The organism is Pseudonocardia wallangbongensis, assembly GCF_054486945.1.
This window is the reverse complement of record NZ_JBRERS010000011.1, coordinates 118,789-138,439: the sequence shown is the minus strand read 5'-3', so window position 1 is coordinate 138,439 and position 19,651 is coordinate 118,789. Positions and strand designations below refer to the sequence as shown.

At 72.8% G+C, this 19,651-nt stretch carries 1 protein-coding gene (cut by a window edge); it reads right to left on the bottom strand.

Going from position 1 to position 19,651, the window contains the following annotated elements:
• Positions 1-19,651: the start of an NUDIX domain-containing protein gene (locus tag ACU436_RS32285; RefSeq protein ID WP_459030809.1), read on the bottom strand. 41,582 nt of this gene lie to the left of the window's left edge; the window shows 19,651 of its 61,233 coding nt (coding positions 1-19,651); its start codon is at positions 19,649-19,651; its stop codon lies beyond the left edge, outside the window.

The following is a 19,651-nucleotide window of genomic DNA, read 5'->3' as shown; positions in this document are numbered from 1 at the left end:
GCTTCTCCTTCACGGGGTGCCGCCGGCCCCAGAAGCCGATCCACCACTCGGTCAGCGGGTCGACCCACCGCGTGCGCTCGCCGGGGTCCGGAGCGAACCGGCGGGTGATCCCGCTGACCTGCTCCCACGTCAGCCCGGACAGCTGCACGATCCTCAGCAGGGGCACCCCGGCCCGCTCCGCGTCCTCGACCGCCTTCGACACGTCCTGCTCGTAGGTCACCAGCGCGTCGTCCCGATCGACCACGAGCGTCTGCGCACGCAGGTTGGCGGCGGCGAGCGCGTGGAACCCGGGCGCGTTGCGTCCTGCTGCCAAGACCGCCATCAGACCACCGGCGGCGCGGACCGCCTGCTCCCGCGCGGCCCGGTTCGCGCCCAGCGCCGCAGCGGCCTCCCGCACCCGCCGGTTGCGGGTGGGGGTGTGCAGCCCGGCGGTCAGCCGCAGCCGACGCCCGGCGCCGTGCCGGCCGGCGACCCAGCCGGCGTAGCCCAGACCGGGCGGGCCACGGATCACGCCGCCCCACACGCTGCGCAGTGAGCCCGCGACCCGGACCGTCGCCCGCACACCCAGCGACACCGGCGACGGCACCGGTGCACGGCCGGCGAGATCCCCCGCCGACCCGCCCGAGGCCGCCGCACCCGCCGACGCCACCCCACCGGTCGCGGCGTCCAGCATCTCGAACGCCTCCGTCACGGCAGCGTCGGCCACGGCCCTGGAGGCGATCAGGTCGTCCAGGGCGGCACGCACCAGCGCCAGGCGCGTGTCGAAGTCGCCGAACCGGTCGATCCGCAGGTCCGGATCCGCACCGACCGCCACCGGCACGTCTGTGGAGACGTCCTCGTCCATGCCCCACGACACGATCTGCGCGTCCGGCAGGTCCAACGTCGCAGCGATCCGGAAGATCGCGTTCGTCGGCAGCGCCGCACCGTCGACCGGGTTGAGCAGCCACCGCACCCCGGTCGACAGCAGCTCCCCGACCGCGGCGTCCGCCGCGCCGAACCGGGTCCGGCGCCGGGCCAGCTCCTCCACCACCCCGTTCAGGCCGGAAGCCGAGCCCCACACCGCCCGTGCGGGGGAGAGCAACAGTCCGGCGACCCCGACCGGTCGGCGCAGCACCCGCGCCACCGCCCGGTCGGACAGGCCCAGCCGCGCCGCGTCCATCAGCGCGCCACCGACGAGGTCGTCGACGGCCCGGCGGGCCGCGCCCCGCCCGTGCTTCGCGGCATCGACCGTAGCCGCCGGCCCCGCCGAGGCCTCCAGGTCGCGCACCAACGCCTCGGCCGCCACCAGCTGGTCGACGGCGGCGCGCCCGTCATCGGAGCCCAGGCCGGCGGCCAGTCGCTCCAGCACCACCCACCGGTGGCCGGCCATCAGCTCGTCCCGCGCTGCGCCGCGCCGGGCCGCGAGCTTCCGCGCGGTCCACAGCAGCACGTTGAGCGCCACCAGCCCGCCGGTGGCCTTCAGGAGCAACCCACCCCAGAACGTCATGTGCAGGCCCCACGACACCGGCAGCAGACCGACACCGAAGACCACGTCGACGAGGGCGGTGGCGCCGAGTAGCACGCCCGCCACCGCCGCACCGATCAACGCCAGGCCGCCCAGGCGGGCGACGTGCCGGACGAGATGCGCGCGGGCCTGGGCACCCACGCGCCAGATCCCGATCGCCGCCAACGCAGCCCCGACCACGCCCGCGATCGTCAGCCCGGCCGAGCTGAAGATCCACTGGGTGGCCGACATCGCGCCTCCGGTGCCGCCGCCGACGGCTGCGGCGGGTATGGCACCGAGGAACACCAGGACTGCGGCTCCACCGAGCACGAGCGCCGTCCGCCCCAGCACGCGGGCGAACCCGGGCCGGTTCCCGGCACGCAGCGCGGTGACCACGATCGCAGCGACGACGATCGCGCCCGCCACGACGAGGGCCGCGCCCGCTCCGACCGGGGCGGCGGCGAGCCCGAGCCCGAGTGCGGTGGTCGCCACCAGATCAGCGCGCGTACGCAGCTCGGGCTCCGACCGCCGGGCAAGGGCCTGCACGGCGGTCGCCGCGAGCAGGATGCCGCCCGCGAAGGGCAGGGCACCGACGATCCCGGTCCCGAACCAGGCCGTGAGCCCGATCAGACCCAGCGCCGGGCGCGCCGTGGCCAGCACGCCGATCACGCCTGCGCGGGCCAGCTTCTCGTCCTGGCCTCGGGGCAGGCCCAGTCCCGTCTTGGCCACCCTGGAGGAGCGCGCTATGACGGGCCGCAGCGCGTCACCGAACAGCAGGACCGCGGCAGCAGCCGCCGCACCGGTCGCCGCCAGCGGCGCGACGGGCACCGCGAGTGCGACGAGCGCGGTACCGAGGGCCGCGGCACCGACCAGCACCACCGCGGCGGGACGCGACCGCACCGGGACGGTGAGAAGGGGCGCCTGGATGAGCATCCGGGCGATCCGGTTGCGCTCTGCGGCGCGACCGGCGAGAGGAGTGCTCGCGGCGGCCGGCGGACCGCGGTTGCGGATGATCCGGACCGTCTGGGCCACGACGCCGACCGCCGCCAGCGCTCCGATCGCACCGGCCGCCGACGTGAGAGCGCCGACCCCGGCCAGAACGGCGAGGCCACCGCCGATACCGACGGCACCGACGACCGCCACCCGGACCATGCGGCCGCGGCCCCGCGACGGCGCGGACCGGGCCGGGGGCGCATGCCCCCGTACCGCCTCGACGTGGGCGGCCATCACCAGCAGCGCCACCCGCTGGGCGTGGACACCGTCGGTGGGCCGGCGCAGGTGTCCGGCTGCGTGTGCGGCCAGCACACCCAGCACCTCGGTGCCGGTGAGCTCCCCGGCACGAGCACGAGCCAGCAGCGTGATGTCGTCGATCGCCATCACGTCGGCGAGCGCGCCCAGCTCGGTGAGCCCGTGCAGCGACAGCCAGGCCTCGAGCTCCGCCTCGGTGGCCGGGGTCGTCCGGTCCGGGCGCATGCCGAGCGCGAGCCGCAGGGCGGCCAGCAGGTCGTCGTGGGTCCAGTCGGGCTGCGCGGCGAGCTCCGCGGCCGCGCCGCGCACGTCCGCACCCGGGCGGGACGCCGTGTCCATCGCCGCCAGCTTCCGGCGGATGAGACGCGTCGTTCGCGCCGGCAGCCCGAGGCCGGCGAGCTCGATCCGGGACAGGCCGGCGAGCTGGGAGATGGAGGTGATCTCCGCATCGAGCAGTGCCCGGTAGACGCGGTCGGCGGCCCGGTCCGGCAGCTGCCCGATGAACGTCTCGATCCAGTCGGACTCCTCGTTCCACGAGGTCGTGCGCTCGGCGGCGGTCACCCCGTTCTTCCGCACGCCGCGCAGCTCGTCCCGGACGTGGTTCCACATCCCGTAGGTGTTCGAGCCGTTCAACTCGAGGAACAGATCGATGATCGCGTTGCGGGCCTCGGCCTCGGTGAGCACGCCTGTCGGGTCGGCGGCGTCGGGGAGCTGCCGCAGCTGCTCGACGACCTGCTCGACGACGTCCCTGACCGCGTCGGCCCCGGTGGCCGAGAACCTCGCATCGGCGGCGATGTCCTCGGCCGTGGCGCCGCGCAGGTAAGCGAGGAAGATCGCGAGCTGGTCGACGGGGATCTCGGCGAGCCCCGGTCCCGGCGTCGCGGCCGGCTCCCTCTCGGCGACCTCGCCCTCGGCACCGTCGACGGTGCCGTCGACAACGGTGGCCGGGGCGCCATCGGCCTTGCCCCCGGCTGCCTTCTCCTCGGCCGCCTTCTTCTCTGCCGCTTCCTTCTTCCGCTGCTCCTCGACGAGCACGGCAACCACGGCGACCGTCGCGTCGAAGTCGGCATCGTCCATCTCCAGCCGGCCGCGCATCTCGGCGTCGCGCTCCTCGAACGCGCGCAGCTCGGCCTCGAACGCCCGCTGCCGTTCGGCCACCTTGGCGAAGTCCTCGGCGGTGAGCTCCCGCGGCCGCAGGTTCCGAGCGGGGATCACCTTCGCCAGCAGGACACCGGCGTCGACCACCTTCTGGACGTAGGCCGTCTTCTGGCCGTCGGGCATCGCGCCGGCGGCCTCGAGGATCTTCGCCGCGTCGCGGTAGTGCTCCACCGGCAGGCCCGCGACGAGCTTCGCCTTCTCGAAGTCCTCCTCGCTGATGCCCGGGTTCTGGCCGAGGCGCAGGGTGGCCAGCGACGGGATGTCGAACTGATCGACGAACTCGCCGTCGACGTCGACCTTCCCCGTCGCGTCGGCGGGGATCTCGGAGCCGGCCGGGAGGTCCTGCTCGGGGTCCGCCGTCGTGCCGGTCATGAGAGCCGCCAGCGCGCGTCGCACGATCCGCTGCTGCGCGAGGTCGTGCATCGTGGTGTTGCCCCGCTCGGCGGTCAGCTCACCGCGGTGCGTCGTAGTCGCCTCGGTCGAGGTGTAGACCGTCGGCTGCCCCTTGCGCAGCAGCGGATCGGCGTTGGACAGCACGTCGGTCGTCTCGCCGGGCTCCCCGTTGCGGGCCACCCGCAGCTGTTCCTGCACATCGTCGTTCGGGTGCCCGCGCTTGCCCAGCCGCCACTGCTGGAACCCGCCCTGCGCGATGATCTCCTTGCGTTCCTGGGCGGCACGCTTCTCGAAGGCCTTCCGGATGATCTGGGCCTCGGGGCTGTCCTCCGCGAGCCCGCGACGGCTGATCTCGGCGGCGGCCAGCACGTCCGGCTGGCCACCGAGGCGGTAGTTGAACGCCCGGGTACCGCGCGGCGAGATGAAGATGATCGCCCCGCGCCTGCCGGCCTTTGCCATGATCAGCGGGACGTCCGCGTCCGGGGTGCCGGAGTGCAGCATCAGGTACTCGGTGCCCTCGGGCAGGTGGGCGGCCGCCTCCTCGAGCGTCGCCTCCGAGTCCCCGAAGATCTGCTGAGGCCGGCCCTTCTTCGCGCCCTCGGCCGCCGCTTGCACGCCGAGCTCGTCGCGCTCCGCGACGGTCTCGGTCCGCAGCGTCTCGTTCCGCTTCAGCTGGGACTCGACCTCTGGCGTGACCTCCAGGCTCTTCTTGCCGTAGAGCCGCTCGAAGGCCGTCGCGTCCAGGGTCCCGGTGACACCGCCGAACCGGCGTCCGGCCAGGATCTCGAACGGGCTGCTCTGGTCGATGGTCCGGGACGTCGGCCGCGTCTTCATGCCGTGCTTGATCCGCAGCGCGTTGTCCAGCAACGTGTCGTAGTGCGTGCCCGGGCGCACCGTGTCGTCCCCGTCCAACGGGTGGATCTCGTCGACGCCGGGCCGGTAGTCGTGCTTGGGCCGCATCGCGTACTCCGCGGTCAGCACCGCGTTCAGCAGGGCCTCGTCCCGCTTGCCCTTGCGGCCGGTCAGATCGATGCGACCGCCGGTCAGCTCCTTGACCCGCTCCCGGCCGGCCGGGGTGACCTCCGCGTACTCCCCCTCCACGACCTTCACATGCGGATCGGCCTGGCCCTCGTCGCGCCGCAGCTCGAACGCCACCTTGCGCAACCGGCGCATGTTCTGGTCGTGCTTCCACACGCCACGCCCGGACCGGCTCAGCTTCAGCGGCTCCCGCGCGCGCTGGGCGACGATCTTGTCGGCCTCGTCGACGAGCGTGAGCGGGTCACGGTCCCCGCGGACCCGCGTGTCCACCGTCCCGGTGCGGTCGCGCAGGACGTTGTGCCCGGCCTCCACGTAGTGGACGTAGGTGACCGCGGCGTCGTACTCCGCGCGCTTGCCCTTCGCCTCCGTCAGGCCGGCGTAGTCGTGACCGACCGACTTGCCGAGCCGCTCCAGCCTCTTCGCCGCCGCGGCGCTGTCCCGCAGCGCCGCGTCCGCCGTGTGCGTCCACACCTCGACGCCGTCGTGCTTGCCCGACCGGGCCTGCCGGATGAGCTCGATCAGCGCCGCAGCCTCGAGCGCGAGGCTCTTGCCCCCGCTCGGCGGCAGCCCGACGATCATCTCCCGGGATGCCGCAGCGCCGGTCGCCATCTGGCTCGCTCGCAGGCTCCGGACCGTGTCCCGTCCGACCGCGACGTCGTGCAGGATGATGTTCTGCTTGGTCACCGCGAGCCCGGCGACCTCCGCGCTGTACGGCGAGTCCGGCTTCTCCGCCTCGCGCAGCCACTCCCTCAGCCGCTCGAGGTTCATGTGCTGCAGCTCGGCGGCGTGGAGCTCCTCGGCCCGCGCGACCATGTCCTCGAGCTGGTCCGAGGTGGTCTCGGGTGCCGCTCGCCGGGTCCGGTCCTTGCCGGTGGGCGTGCTCTGCCCGCCGCCGACCGAGGTGTCGGTGGAGGTGCCGCCCTCCGCATCCGGGCGCGGTGTGACGACGCCGGGCCGATCACCCGGATCGCTCGTGTGCGGCTGTGCCGACGTGGCGCCGACACGGTGCGGGGGCGCCACCGCGGCCTTGGTGCCCTTGCCGGCACCGATGAACATGACCGCCTTGGCGTCCTTGAGTGCAGCCGCCGCCTCTGCGTCCGTCAGATGTCCGCTGCGTCGGTTGTCGTAGTAGCGCATCCCCTCCTTGGTCTTGACGCCGTACAGCATGTGCGAGGACTTGCCGTCCTTCGCCCATGTCCAGACGAACACCTCGGCACCGGTCGCGGCGAGGTCCGTGTCGCGCGCGAGCCACACATCGTTCGTCGGCACGAACCGAGTGCGGTGCCAGCGCTCGAACGCCCGGTGGACCCACTTCGATCGCTGCCACTTGCGCGTGGCCTTGATCTGGCTCGGGTCGACCTGCTCCGGGTGCTCGGCCTGCTCGCGGGCGCATGCGACCGCAGCGCAGTTGCCTCCGGGCACTCGACCGAACTTCGCGCCGACCTTGGCGCGGAGCCGGCTCAACCAGCCGCCCTGCTCGCTCGGCTGACCGGACGCCTCGGCATCCGACGAGCGCTCGTGACCGGATTCGGTCTTGCCTACCTGGGTACCGGCGAGCTTCTGCTCACCCGCCGGGTGTGCCGTTCCCCCCTCGGGGTTGCGGTCGAGAGATCCATCGGTGTCGGGTCCTGTGCCTTGCGGGTCCTCCTTCGCGTTCTGGTCGGGCTCGGTACGGACGGGTTGCGGTCCGCCGTTCTCCTTCTGCTCGGTCTCCGGGCGCTGCTCGGTTCCCCGAACGCCCTCCTGCTTGGCCGTGCTCGTTCCGTCAACGGCGGCACCCACCTGCGGGGTGGACTCGCCGTGCTCCGGCACGCTGGTGGTGCCGGCATCGACATCGGCGCCGTGCGCACCGCTGTCGGAGGTCGAGGTGTTCCGCTGGCCCGGAGGACCCCGCGGGTCGCCCGGGGCGTACTCGGGTGTCCCGTCCGGATCCGACTTGACGCCGGTCTGATCGACGTACGCGCGGGGATCGGTGTTCTTCGGGTCCGGCCCGCTCCCGGGGGGGTCGCCGCCGCCGGTACCCCGGTCGTTACCGCGGTTGGCCTGCACCCCGCGGTTCTGGCCCGGGAGCAGGCCGTCCGAGCTGCCGCGCGCCGGACCGCGCTGGGGACCGCTCGGTTCGGACTGCCGCGACCCGTTCTGCTGCGACCCGTTCCGATCGGACTGGTGTCCGCCCTGACCGCGGATCGGGCCCTCCCCGGTGCCGCCGCGCTGGCCGCCGGCTTCCGAGCCGGCGCCGCGCGAGCCCCCGCCCTGCGAGCCCCCGACCTGTGAACCTCCGCCGCCCTGCGAACCGGCACCCTGGCCACCGCCGCCCGGTGCGCCGTTGCCGTTCTGGCCGTTCTGCATCGGGTTGCCGCGCTGGAGCTGGCCGCCACCCTGGCCCTGCGACCCGGTGCGCTGGCGTCCGCCGCCGAACAGCCGGTCCAGGATCCGCTGGGCCAGGCTGCCGCGGCTGACCTGGCTGCCCGGCGCCTGCGTCTGCGTGTTCTGCGTCTGGGCACCGCGCTGGAGCTGGCCACCGGGGGTCTGCTGCTGGGTCCGCAGCTGCGTCGGCAGGATCCGCTGAACCGCTCCCGCCGCCCGCTGCACCGACCGCTGGGCCGACCGGGCCAACCGCTGCACCGACTCCGCAGCCCGCTGCACGGACCGCTGCACCGACTGCGGCGCGATGCGCTGGTAGGTGCGCTGCATCGACTGCGCGACCCGCTGCGCCGTCCGCTGCACCGACTGCGCGACCCGCTGCGCCGTCCGCTGCACCGACTGCGCGACCCGCTGCACCGTCCGCTGCACCGACTGCGCGACCCGCTGCACCGTCCGCTGCACCGACTCCGCGACCCGCTGCACCGTCCGCTGCACGCGGTTCTGCGTGGCGCCACGCTGCGTCCGGTTCTCCTGGACGCGCTGCGTCTTGTTCTCCCCGATCCGCTGGGTCCGCGGCGGCCGCGGGGTCTGCCGGCCGGGCCGCGGTGCCTCGCCCTGCGCGGCGCGACGCGGCGGGGTCGGCGCCCCCTGCCGGGTGGTACCGGAGCGCACCGGTGGCGTTCGGACGGTGTTGCGGGCAGGCACCCCGTCGACGTCCCCGACCGCGGGGGGCGGTGCGACCAACGGACCCACGTCCGGACCACGGCCCCGCATGATCGACACGTCGTTGCGGATGACGTTCCACTGGGCCCGCACGTTGAAGGGCGACGTCGCCCAGGCACCACGGATGCCGTTGCCCTGCCGGATGCTGCCGATCGTGCGACCCACACCCCTGAGCGCACCCGCGCCGAGCGTGAAGGCGCCGATCTTGGCATCGGTCCAGAACTCGTCGCGCTGCGCCGGGCTCATCTCGTCCCAGTTGCTGATCGCGTCGATCGTGGAGCTGGTCATCTGGTAGGCGAACCCCGCACCACCGGCCAGGCTGCCCCCGGTGCCGGCGACCCGCATGCCGGCCGCCGTCCTGGGCGCGGCGGCGGCTATTCGCCCCACCCCGCCGACGGCTCTGACGACGGAGCCCACCCCGATCAGCCCCGCGGACCCGATCGTGATCCAGTTCTGCAGGCCGACGCCGTCGGTGAGGCTCTGGTTGTGCTCCGACCGCTGGTACTGGTCGATCCCGGCGGAGATGCCGAATGCCACCCCGCTCGACACGAAGGCCACCGACGCCACCGTTCCCGCGGTACTGGCCACCGCGGTCGCGATCGCACCCGCGCCGAAGGCCGAGCCGACACCGGAGACGATCAGCGCCGCACCGCCGATGATGAGGGCGCCTCGACCGACCCACTTCAGGGTCGTCTTCCAGCCGGGGTCCTGGTGCCCGTCGACCTCTTCGAACCGGCCGGGTGCGCCCACCTTCACCGACATGAAGTCGTCGGGGAGGATCAGGACCTGGTCGTCGGCGAGCTCGTTGTGCTCCTTGTAGTCCCCGTAGTCGTCGAAGGTCGCGCCGGTGGCGTCGACCAGCTTGACCTTGCCGTCGGCGTCCGTGACCCGGAACAGGACCATCTGGCCGACCTTGGAGCTGTCGTTCGTGTCGATGGCATAGCCGTTGATGACGGCAACCTCTTCCTTGCCGTCCTTCCAGCTCTCGCCCAGCATGTCGTCGACGACCTTCAGGGCGCGATTCACATTCTCGTCGTCGACCTCGCCCGTGTCCGGGTCCTTGTTCGCGTTCTCGAACAGCTTCTTCAGATCGTCGCGGCTGGTGGACTTGTGCAGCGCGGCGAGCTGGCCCGCCTGCTCCCCCGCGGTCGACCGGGAGGCCATGTGCGCGATGGCGTCCTCGTCGAACGTGGAGAACACCTTGCCGTCGGGACCCTCGAAGTCCTTGTACTCGGGCGAGTTGACCACCGAGTTGAGCACGAAGAGCATGTCCGCACGCCCGGTGGACGGCAGCTGGATCACCCGGCGGTTCGACTTGTCCGGGCCGCCGGTCTCCGGGTCCACGGCGTACGCGAAGAGCTTCGAGTCCTCCGACCGTGAGCCGTAGTCCCGCGCCACCGTCTCGTAGTTCAGCCCAGCCGTGGTGGACAACCGCATGACCTGGACCGCGAGATCCTTCTTCCCCGCCTTCATCAGGTCATTCGCGACGTTCGCCGCCTTGCCCTGGAACTTGTCCCAGGCCGTCATCTGGTCCGCCATGTCGGGCTCGCCGTTCTCGCGAGCCAGGCGGATGTCGAAGTCGCGCAGGTCCGACGCGGGCGCCTGGAACGGCAGCGGCGACTCCTTCGCCTGATCCTCGAGGAGGGTCTTCGTCGCGTCGATCTTGTCCCAGTCGCCCAGGATCCCCTTGCGCAGCCCGTTGAGCCGGTCGGCCTCCGCGTTGAGCCGGTCGGCGTCGGCCTGGGTGACGTCGCCCCTCGCCAGCTTCTCGTTGTAGGCCTTCTTGGCCGCGTCGTACGCGGTGGACTGCTCCTCGTACGCGTTCGTGCGCAGGCGCAGGTCCTCCTTGTGGCCGACCATGGCCATCTCGGTGATCGCCCGCGCGTTGGACTGCGCCTGCTGGCCCGCGGTGAGCTGGATGAAGTCTCTACCCGCGGTCTTGCCCTCGATCGCCAGCTGAGCCGCCTCGGCGTCCGACGAGACGATGATCCGTCCCGCGGCGTCGAGCGGCCGGCCCTTGGAGTCGACGTGCAGCCGCTCCTGGAGGTCCTTCCGGACGCCGTCGGGGTCGGGGGTGCCGGCGCCGGCGCCGCGGGCCTGCCGATCGATGTACAGCTCCTGGGCCTGGATCGAGTCCAGCCCGTTGACGATCCCCCGGTCCACGTCCAGGAGCGGGAACCGCTTCTGGGCGGTCGCGAAGAGGTGCTTCTCGTGCGGGCTCAGCGTCGAGGTGCCACCGGTGCGGCTGATCTCGTCGAGGACCCGCTCCAGCCCGGGCAGCTCCTTCTTGCCCTGGTCCTTGACGTACTGCGCGTTGGACTCGGCCGCGGCCGCGCGGGCCTCGGTGAAGGCCTTCTCGACGGTGGTCAGCTTCGGCAGCTTGGCGTCGTAGCGCGCCTTCTCCTCCTTGGACAGGGAGTTGTAGGCGGCCGGGCTCAGCGGCGGCAGCGGGTCACCCTCCTTGACCCCGAACTTCGCCAGATCCTTCGCCAGCTGCTTGTCGACCTTGGTGTCCATCGCCGGACGCTTGTAGTCCGGGTCGAACAGCGGCATCCAGCTCGGCTCCGCCTCGCCGCGACCCATGACCATCGTGTCCGGGTCACCACCGGCACAGCCGTTGGCGCTGGCCCCCTTGCCGCAGTACCACCCGTCGTTCGGGCCGTACTTGTCGATGTCGGTCCGGTTCGGGTAGAGCAGCACCGTCGGCTTGCAGCTGCCCTTGTCGCATTGCAGCTCACGGGGCATCCCGTCGCGACCGCTGGTGACGCCCAGGCAGGTGCCGCTGCCGTAGCAGACGCCGAAGCCGCCGTTGCCCTTGGAGTCCCGGTAGCCCTGGACGAAGCCGCAGCCCTTGCCCGTGCAGTACTGCGCGTCGCCCTGCGGGGTGTAGCTGGCGACGTCGCCGTCCTCGAGCATGTCGACCTGGAAGTAGCCGTTGGGCGTCTTGCTGTCCTCGTTGCCGGCGAACTCGTCGTGCATCCCGCACCGCGCCGAGCACACCCGCAGGGTCGGGTCGGTGTAGAACAGCCCGCTGTGCGTGCAGCGGTTCGAGCACATGGAGTCGGCCGTGCCGACGGTCCACTGCACCTTGGAGTTGCCCGGCACCGTCTCGGCGCACCGGCCCACGCAGTCGAAGCTGCCGCCCTTGCCCTCGGCGTCCGGCGTGATCGCGATCAGCCGGTCGGCGGCGGTCGGCTCACCCTTCACGGCCTTGGCGCACTGGTCGGTCCTGCAACCGGGCACCTTGCCGTAGGTGTTCTCGATCCTGCGGCCGTCCGCGAGCTCCACGTAGCCGGACTGGCCGTACATCTCGAACCGCCCGTGGGGGTTGCCCCGGCCGGCCGTCACCACGAACGCCGTGTTGGGCTTCCACTTGCCCACCTCGCCCGGACCGTCGCCGAGGTGGAGCGGGCCGTCACCCTTGGCGACCATCTTGACGCCCTCGAACGAGGTGAACTCGCCCTGCCCGTTCCAGGCACCCGCCGCCGAGTTGCCGAACCCGTCCCGGGCGACGAACCAGGCGTCCGCGCCCTTCGTGCCCTTCGGGCCACCGACGTCGAACTTGTCGGCGACCGGCTTGCCGTTCTTGGTCTTGCCGTTCATCAGCGTGCCGTGGCAGCCGGTCGGGCAGGCGACCGCGAACGCGTTGCCGTCCTTGTCCCCGTAGCTCGCGGTGACGCCACCGCTGCCCCTGGCCGAGACGGTGCTGCCGGTGAAGGCGTCCTTGATCGAACCGGTCGTCGCCGCCCAGCCCTGGCCGTGCCCCTTGTCGTCCCGGTAGCTGCCGGCCCCCTTCGGGTCGGTGGCCGTGTCGTACTTGCTGCCGCCGGGCGCCGTCGGGTTGTTGACGACGAGATCGCCGTTGCCGCCGACGGTGAGCTTCTGCCCGCTCGGACCGACGCCGGCCTTCTCGACGCAGTCGGTCTTGGTGCAGCTCTTCCAGTCACCGTCCTTCTTCTCGCCCAGGTTGCGGTACCGGTACCTGCACTCGTCGCCCTTGCACTCGAACTCGGCGCCGTACTTGTTGTTGCCGATCCCGCGCATCTTCGGCCGGCCCGTCTTCGGGTCGATGACCGGCTCGTGGGTCTTGGGGTCGATCTCGACGCCCGCGGCCTGGGCGCGCTTCCAGCCGGCGTCGGCCGTCTTGTGCCACTTGCTGGCACCGTCCTGCGTGAACTTGGCGCAGTACCCGCTGCAGAAGGCGTCGCCGCCGTCCTTCTGGCCCGGGATTGCGATGGCGGTGACGCCGCAGCCCCCGTTGTTGCCCGAGCAGGTGGCCGTCTTCCACGCCGTGTGGTAGCCGCCGTCCTCGTGCCAGGTGGCCGACTTCTCCTCGCCCTTCTTGGAGTCCTTGGCCGTCGCGGAGAAGGGTGCATCGCAGTTCGCCGCCCCCGTGCAGCTGGCCGACGCCGACGCGTGGTTGCCCGTCGCGCTCGCGCTCACCGACACCGCGACGCCACCGCCGCCCATGCCGCCGCCGCCGGAGCCGGACGCGCGCGCCCATGCGGACGACCCGGTCGCGGGGTCGCTGGCCGAGGCGGACCGGGACGCGGAGTACGAGTGACTGCAGTGCGTGCCGTCGCTGCCCGCGCAGGACGCCGAGGCCTGCGCCGAGCTCGCGTCGCCGGAGGCGGCGGCCGTGGTCTGGACCTGACCGGTACCGGTGGTGCCCTTGCCGAAGCCGACCGCGTCGGCCTCGGCGCCGGGAGCGGATGCGTGGCTCTCCGCCCGGTAGGAGTAGCGGCACCCCGAACCCTTGCTGCCCTGGCAGGAGGCTCCGGCCATCGCGTACTCGGAGGTCGCCTTGGCGGCGGCGCTCGTGCCGCACCAGCCACCGCCCGCGCCGCCACTCGATCCGCAGGAGGCGCTCGCGGTCGCGCGGTTGCCGCCGGCAGCCGACTGCGCCTCGCTGCTCGCCGAGAAGCTGTGCCGGCAGGTCGAGCCGTCGCCGGCCTGGCAGGCCGCGGAGACCTGGGTTCCGCCCTCGTTCGCGCCCACCCGGCTCGACCCCGCGCACTGGCCGTTCGCCCCGGCTGTGCAGTCGGTGCGGGACGCCGCCTTGTTCACCCCGCCGGGCGCGGCGGCACGGGCGGCGCCGTCGGTGTGGGTGCGGCAGCCGGTGCCGGTGCAGTTGCCGGTCACCTCGGCGATGTCCTCGGAGGCGAACCCGCCGGTCCCCGCCTGGCAGCCACCGGCGGCCGCGCAGGTGGCGGTGGCGTGCCCCTTCACTTCGGGCGCGCCGACGGCGTTCGACTCGGAGGAGGCGCGGGTGGCACAGCCCGCCTTGGTGCCGTTCTCGCACGCGGCGCTCACCGACGCGGTGGTGGTGGCGAACCGCTGCTCGGCCGGGACGTCCTCGGCGGTGGCGGCGGTCGAGGTGTTCGCGCTGATCTGCGCCCTGCACGCGGTCGTGCCGTCACAGCCGGTCGAACCGGTGGCGGTACTGGTGCTGCGCCGGCCGTCCGGCCCTGCCGTCGCCTTGACATCGCCGGTGAGCCGGCCGGTGCACCCGGCCTCGGGGCAGTCGATCTGTGAGCTGGCCTGCGCACTGCCGGAGTAGCCGGGGATCCGCTCGGCCTTCTCGCCCTTGCCTGTGGTCTGGCCGGAGTCGCGCTCGGTGGACGCGACCACGTCGCTGGCCACCGTGCACCCGCTCGCGGCGGCTGTGCAGCCGGCCGTCGTCTCCGCCCGGCCGGGCGTACCGCTCGTGCTGCCCGTCGTCGTGGCGGTGCAGCCCGCACCGGCGCACTGCCCGATCGCGTTCGACTGCGAAAGGGTGGCAGGCGCATCGGTGACCGGCTTCGCGGCCAGCTCGGCGGCCTCGCCTGCGGTCTTGCGCGCTTCCTTCGCCGTGGCTGCGGCGTCGGTGGCGGCCTTGCGTTGTGCTGCGGTCGCACCCTTGCGAGCGGCGACCTTCGCTGCCTTCGCGGCGAGCTGCTCGGCCTCATCGGCCTGCTGCTCAGCCTGCTCGGCCTGGCTGTTCTGCTGCTCGGCGACGATGTCGGCCACGACCTGGCCGGACCCCGCCGAAGAATCGGTCTGGGCATGGCAGCCGCTCTCGGAGCTGGCGCAGCTACCGCTGGAAGTGGACGTTCCGGTCCCCGGAGGACCACGCGCCCCACCTTCACCGTTCATCGCGCTCGGCCCGTCGTTCCCGGTGGCCGACGTCCGCGCGGTGCCGGAGCAGACGCTGCCGCCTGCGCAGTCCATCGTGGCCGAGGCCATCGTCCAGCTGGACGCGCCCGGCACCGTCGGGCCACCCGAGTTCGCGGACGACCCCGGCGCGGTCGGCGCCGGCGGCACCGCGGGCTGGTCCTGGCCGTCGGCCGGGGCCTGCTGCTGCTCGTCAGCCGGCGCATCGCCGGTGGTCTCGGAGGCGACGGTCGCGTTCGCCGTCGACCGCTCCTGCACCAGCGGGCTGATGATGTTCGCGTTCGGCTCGCTCGAGGCGCCGGAGTTGGTGACCGCCTGGCACACCCCACCCGAGACCCCCTCGCAGGAGCCCTCGCTGCGGGAACCACGCGGCTCTGGGGAGACCGAGGGGTCGGTGGCCGTGGCGGAGCTGGTGACCTTGCCGGTGCAGGCCGCCTCGCCCGCGCAGACCAGCGTCGCGCCGGCCGCCGAGGCCGCCGACGGGCCGGCAACCAGCCGCGCCGCGTTGACCTGCTGGGCCTGCCCCTCCGCCTGCGGGCCGGACAGCGCGAGCGCCGAACCCGGACCGGTGGACGCGGTCGAGGTCGACTGCACCTCGCACCCACCGGTGCCGCCCGTGCAGGACGCCGTGCCCTCGGAGGTGCGCGGCGTGCCGTTCGCGATCGCGCCGTCCCACGCGGTGGTGGAGGTGCGCACCGAGCCGGAGCAGGCGGTGCCCGCCTCGCAGGCGAGGCTCGCCGACGACGTCGATGTCGACGACGGGCCCGCCAGCGACTGGCCGGCCAGCGGCAGCCCCGTGTTCGGGTCGGTGGCCAGGAAGTCCGGCGCGCTGGAGGCGGACGAGCTGGTCTCACCCGAGCAGCCGCCGCCGGTCACCGTGCACTCGGTGGTGGCCGACGTGCCCCGGGCGTGCGGGGACACCCCGGTGTCGCGCGCGCTGGTCGAGCTGGTGGCGCGGCCTCCGCACTCGGTCGACGCACCCGAGCACTCCACCGAGCCCGTCGCGTGCGACACGCTGACCGGGCCGGACACCGCCGCCACCCCGGTCGCCGCCGGGTTCTCGGCTGCGTCGCGGTCGGCCACCGTGGTGTCGGCCGCGGTCGTGCAGCCGCCGCCGGCGCCGTGCGCGGAGCAGCTGGAGGTGCCGGTGCTGTCGCGAACCCCCTTGACGTCGCCGGAGGCACCGCCGGAGGTGGTGCTCGACCCGGAAGCCACGCAGCCGGCGGTCGCGCACTCGACCTCGGTGCCGGCGGTGCTGGAGGCCGACAGCTCACGGGTGGCGAGCGTCCTGCCGGTTGCCACCGCCGTCACCCGCTCGTCCCAGGACGGCTCCGCCGCCCGGTCGGACACCTGCGAGTCGGACTGCGCCCCGCAGCCGCCGGCGTTCGCCTCGCACCGCGAGGATGCCTTGGTGGTGCGCACCGGCGCGGCCGCACCTGCCTTCGCCGGGCTGCCGGTTGCGGCGCCGGTGGTGGCGCTGGACGCCTTCCCACCGCACAGTGCGGCGTCGCAGTCCACGTTCGCGCCCGCCGAGCTGGACGCGGTGGTGTCCCCGTCCGTCAGCGATGCGGGCCGGACGACGCCGTCGCCCGACAGGGCGGCCCACCGGTCGTCGACCTGGCTGTCGACCCGGGTGCTGCTGTAGGCCTGGCAGCCGCTGCCCGCGGACTCGCACGAGGCCTGGCCGTTGCTCTTGCGCTCCGCCGCGGTGACGCCACGGCCGCTGCCGGCGGTGCTCGTGGTGCCGGTGCCCGTGCAGCCTGCGCCGCAGTCGACCTCGACGACCGCGTCGCTGCTGCCGCCGCTGCCGGCCGCGTCCTCGTCGTCGGCACCGGACTGGCTGCGGGTCGAGCACCCGCCACCGGAGACCGTGCACGCCGCCTTGCCGTTGGTGGCCGACTCCGGCCCACCCGCGGGCGCCTTCGCGGCACCCGCCGCGTCGGTGCTCGCCTTGTGGCCGGCGTTCGTGCCGCTGCTCGCCGAACCCGTGCACGTGGCGGCGCAGTCGACATCGGCGTCGGCGACGACCTCGTCGGCCGAGTCCTCGTCGCCCAGGTCCACCCGGCTGGAGGTGCCGCACCCGCCGGCGCCCTCGCAGTGCGCGGTGCTGCTGCCCTGCCGGCGCGTCTGGCCGCCGTCCGCCCCGGTGGCGTCGCCCGCCCCGGAGGTGCTCGCCAGCCGCGTCGCCGGACGCTCGCTGCCCGACCCGGTGCTGCTGCTGTCGCAGGCCCCGCCGTCGGTGTCGCAGCCGGCCTCCGCACCCTCCCGGTCGGCGGCCGAGTCGGTGCCGCACGCCCCGGTGCACGCCGCCTGCGCGGCCGTCTTCCGGTCCGCCCCGCCCGGTGGCGCGCCATCCCGGCTCGGCCCGGACGAATCCGTGCGACAACCTCCGCCGCCGGACTCGCACTCGGCCGACGCACCCTCCCGATCGGCCCGACTGGACTGATCACACCCACTGCCATCACATCTCGCGGAGGCCTTCGTCACCCCACCATCGCGACCACGACTGGACGCACTACTCCCACAACCCGAACCGTCACACGACGCCTCGGCCTTCGAACCCCCAGCCTCAGAGGACGCACCACACCCCGACGACACCCCCGACAGACACAACGACCGCTCCGAGTCCCGCTCCCCATCCGCAGACTCCGACGCCGACCCACACCCCGTGAACGCCCCATCCGAACCACACCCGGCCGCCGAACCCTCACCATCCAGATCGTCCTCCGACACCGTCTCCACGTGCCGGTCGGTCACATCCATCAACTCGTCGGTAGCCTCGTAGACCTCATCACGCTGCTCCTCGAACGCCTTCACGTTCTTCCTGTGCGCGGCCGCGGTCACCGCACCGGAGGAGACCCTCTTCTCCTCCGCCGCCAGCTTCTTCTCGCTCTTGTCGAGCTTCTCGTGCCCGTCGACAACCTCATCGACCAACCCGGCCCGGTCCTGCGACAGCTCCGCCCGATCCGCCTCGTACCGCGTCTCGAGCTTCTTGTGCGCGCTCACCTGCTTGTCGTACTCGGCCTTGGTGGCCTTACCCGACGCAACATCCTTCTTCGCCTGCGCCAGCTTCTTCTCACTCTTGTCGACGCTGATCCGGCCCTCGAGCACCTTCTCCGTCTGCTCCGACGAATCCTCGGACCCGTCCTCGTCCTCGTCGTCGTCCTCGTCGCCATCCCCGCCACGCGGCGGCCCACGAGACCGCGCATCCGAGAACTCCCGCGACGACAACGCCGAGACCTCATCCGAACTCAGCCCGGAACAACCACCGTCACCGCACAACCGCTCACGATCCCCGCGGTCCAGCCCGCCCAGCTTCGCCGACTTGCCGCCCTTACCGGCGGAGAGCAGCTTGGCGAGCGCCTTCTCATCCTTGGCCGCCGACTTCTTCTTGTCCCGGCCGACCGCCTTGCGGACCTCACCCCTGACCCGCTCGACGTCCTCCTTCGAGACGTCCCCGTGCTCGCCGGCCACCCGGGCGGCATCCCGGACCAGACCCTTCACGGACTTGCCGACATCCCCGTCGACCTTGCCGTCCGACACATCCCGCACGATCTCGCCGGCCCGCTCGACCAGCTTCCGGACGTCCCCGGACCGGCCCTTCTCCTTCTCGCCGGAGTCCTCGTCCCGCTCCCGCGACCCGACGGCCTCGGCGATGTCACGGGCCAGCTTCGCCCACGACTTCGCATGCTCGCCCGAGTCGGACCCCGTCTTCTTGTCCTGCGTCTTCTCGTCCGACCGCTCCCCGGACACCCGATCGGCCAGCTTCGCCAGCTTCTTGTTGGAGCCGTCCTCCCGATCCGCGGAGTCGACGGCATCGGCCACGCGCTCGGCCAACGCGCGACGCCCGGTCTTCCCGTCGTCGTCCTCGCGCTCGGACCGCTTCCCTTCGGCCCGCTCGGACAGCTTGTCGACTACTCTCCGTAGGTCGCTGTCGCTGTCGCTCTTCTTGCGGGAGCGCTTCCCGTCGTCGTTCCGCTCCGACCGAGCGCCATCGGCCTCGTCGGCCAACTCCTTCGCCCAGCGGCGCACGTCACCCTCGACGTCACCGTCCTCGACCGACTTCGCGGCAGCGTCGCGCGCGCCCTTCTTCTTGTCGTGGGCGTCGTCCTTCTTGCCGTCGTCGTCCCGGTCCGCGGTGCGCGCCTGCGTCCCGTCCGCACGCGGGGCCCGCCGGTCGTCGTCCCCGCCTTCGTCGGCATCCTCCGCCGCGTCCCGGGCATGCTTCGTGCGCTCCCGCGCCTCGCCCAGCGCGTCGCGCACCCGCTCCCGAACGGCGTCGCGCACCCGCTTGCCGTCGCCGTCCTCGCGAGCCGAGTCGTCCGAGTCGTCCTTCGAGCCGCGCTCGTCGGCCTTGTCGCCGCGAGCGGCCCGCCGTGTCTCAGCGCGCTCGCCATCGGAGTCGTCCCGCGCGGAGTCACTCCCCTCGGACTCACGCTGCCCGGACTCGCGCCGCACGGATTCGCGGTCACCGCGCTCGTCGTGCTTCGCCTGCTCGCGATCGTCCGCGTCGTCCCGCTCGCGGCTCTTCTCGCTCTCGTCGGCGCTGTCGTCGCTCTCCCGGGCGTGCCGCTCCCGCGTCTTCTTCTCCCGGTCGTCCGAGTCGTCGGAGTCCTCGTGGTCCTTCTTCTCGGACTTCTTCTCCGACTTCTTCTCGGACTTCTTCTCCTTCTTGTCGGACTTGTCTTCCTTCTTATCCTTCTTATCCTTCTTATCGGACTTCTTGTCCTTCTTCTTGTCCGACTTCTTTTCTTTCTTCTCGGACTTCTTCTCCTTCTTGTCCGAGCCGCCGTCGTCCCCGCCCGAGTCCCCGTCGCCCGAGTCCCCGCCGCCGTCACCGCTCTGCCTGCTGCTTGCACCCCCCTTCATCAGGCTCTGCTGAACGGCCGCCGCCGGCACCACAGCCGCCGCGGACGCAGGCGTCGCCAGGAACGCCGCCCCGACCCACAGCACCACCACAGCACCGGCCAACCCGAACACCCACCGGATCACCCACAGCAGGCGATCCATCGCCGACAGCCGCAACCGCACGGCACCAGCGCACGCGGAGAGGCCGGCGGCCTCACCGTCATACGCGAAGTACCGGGACAT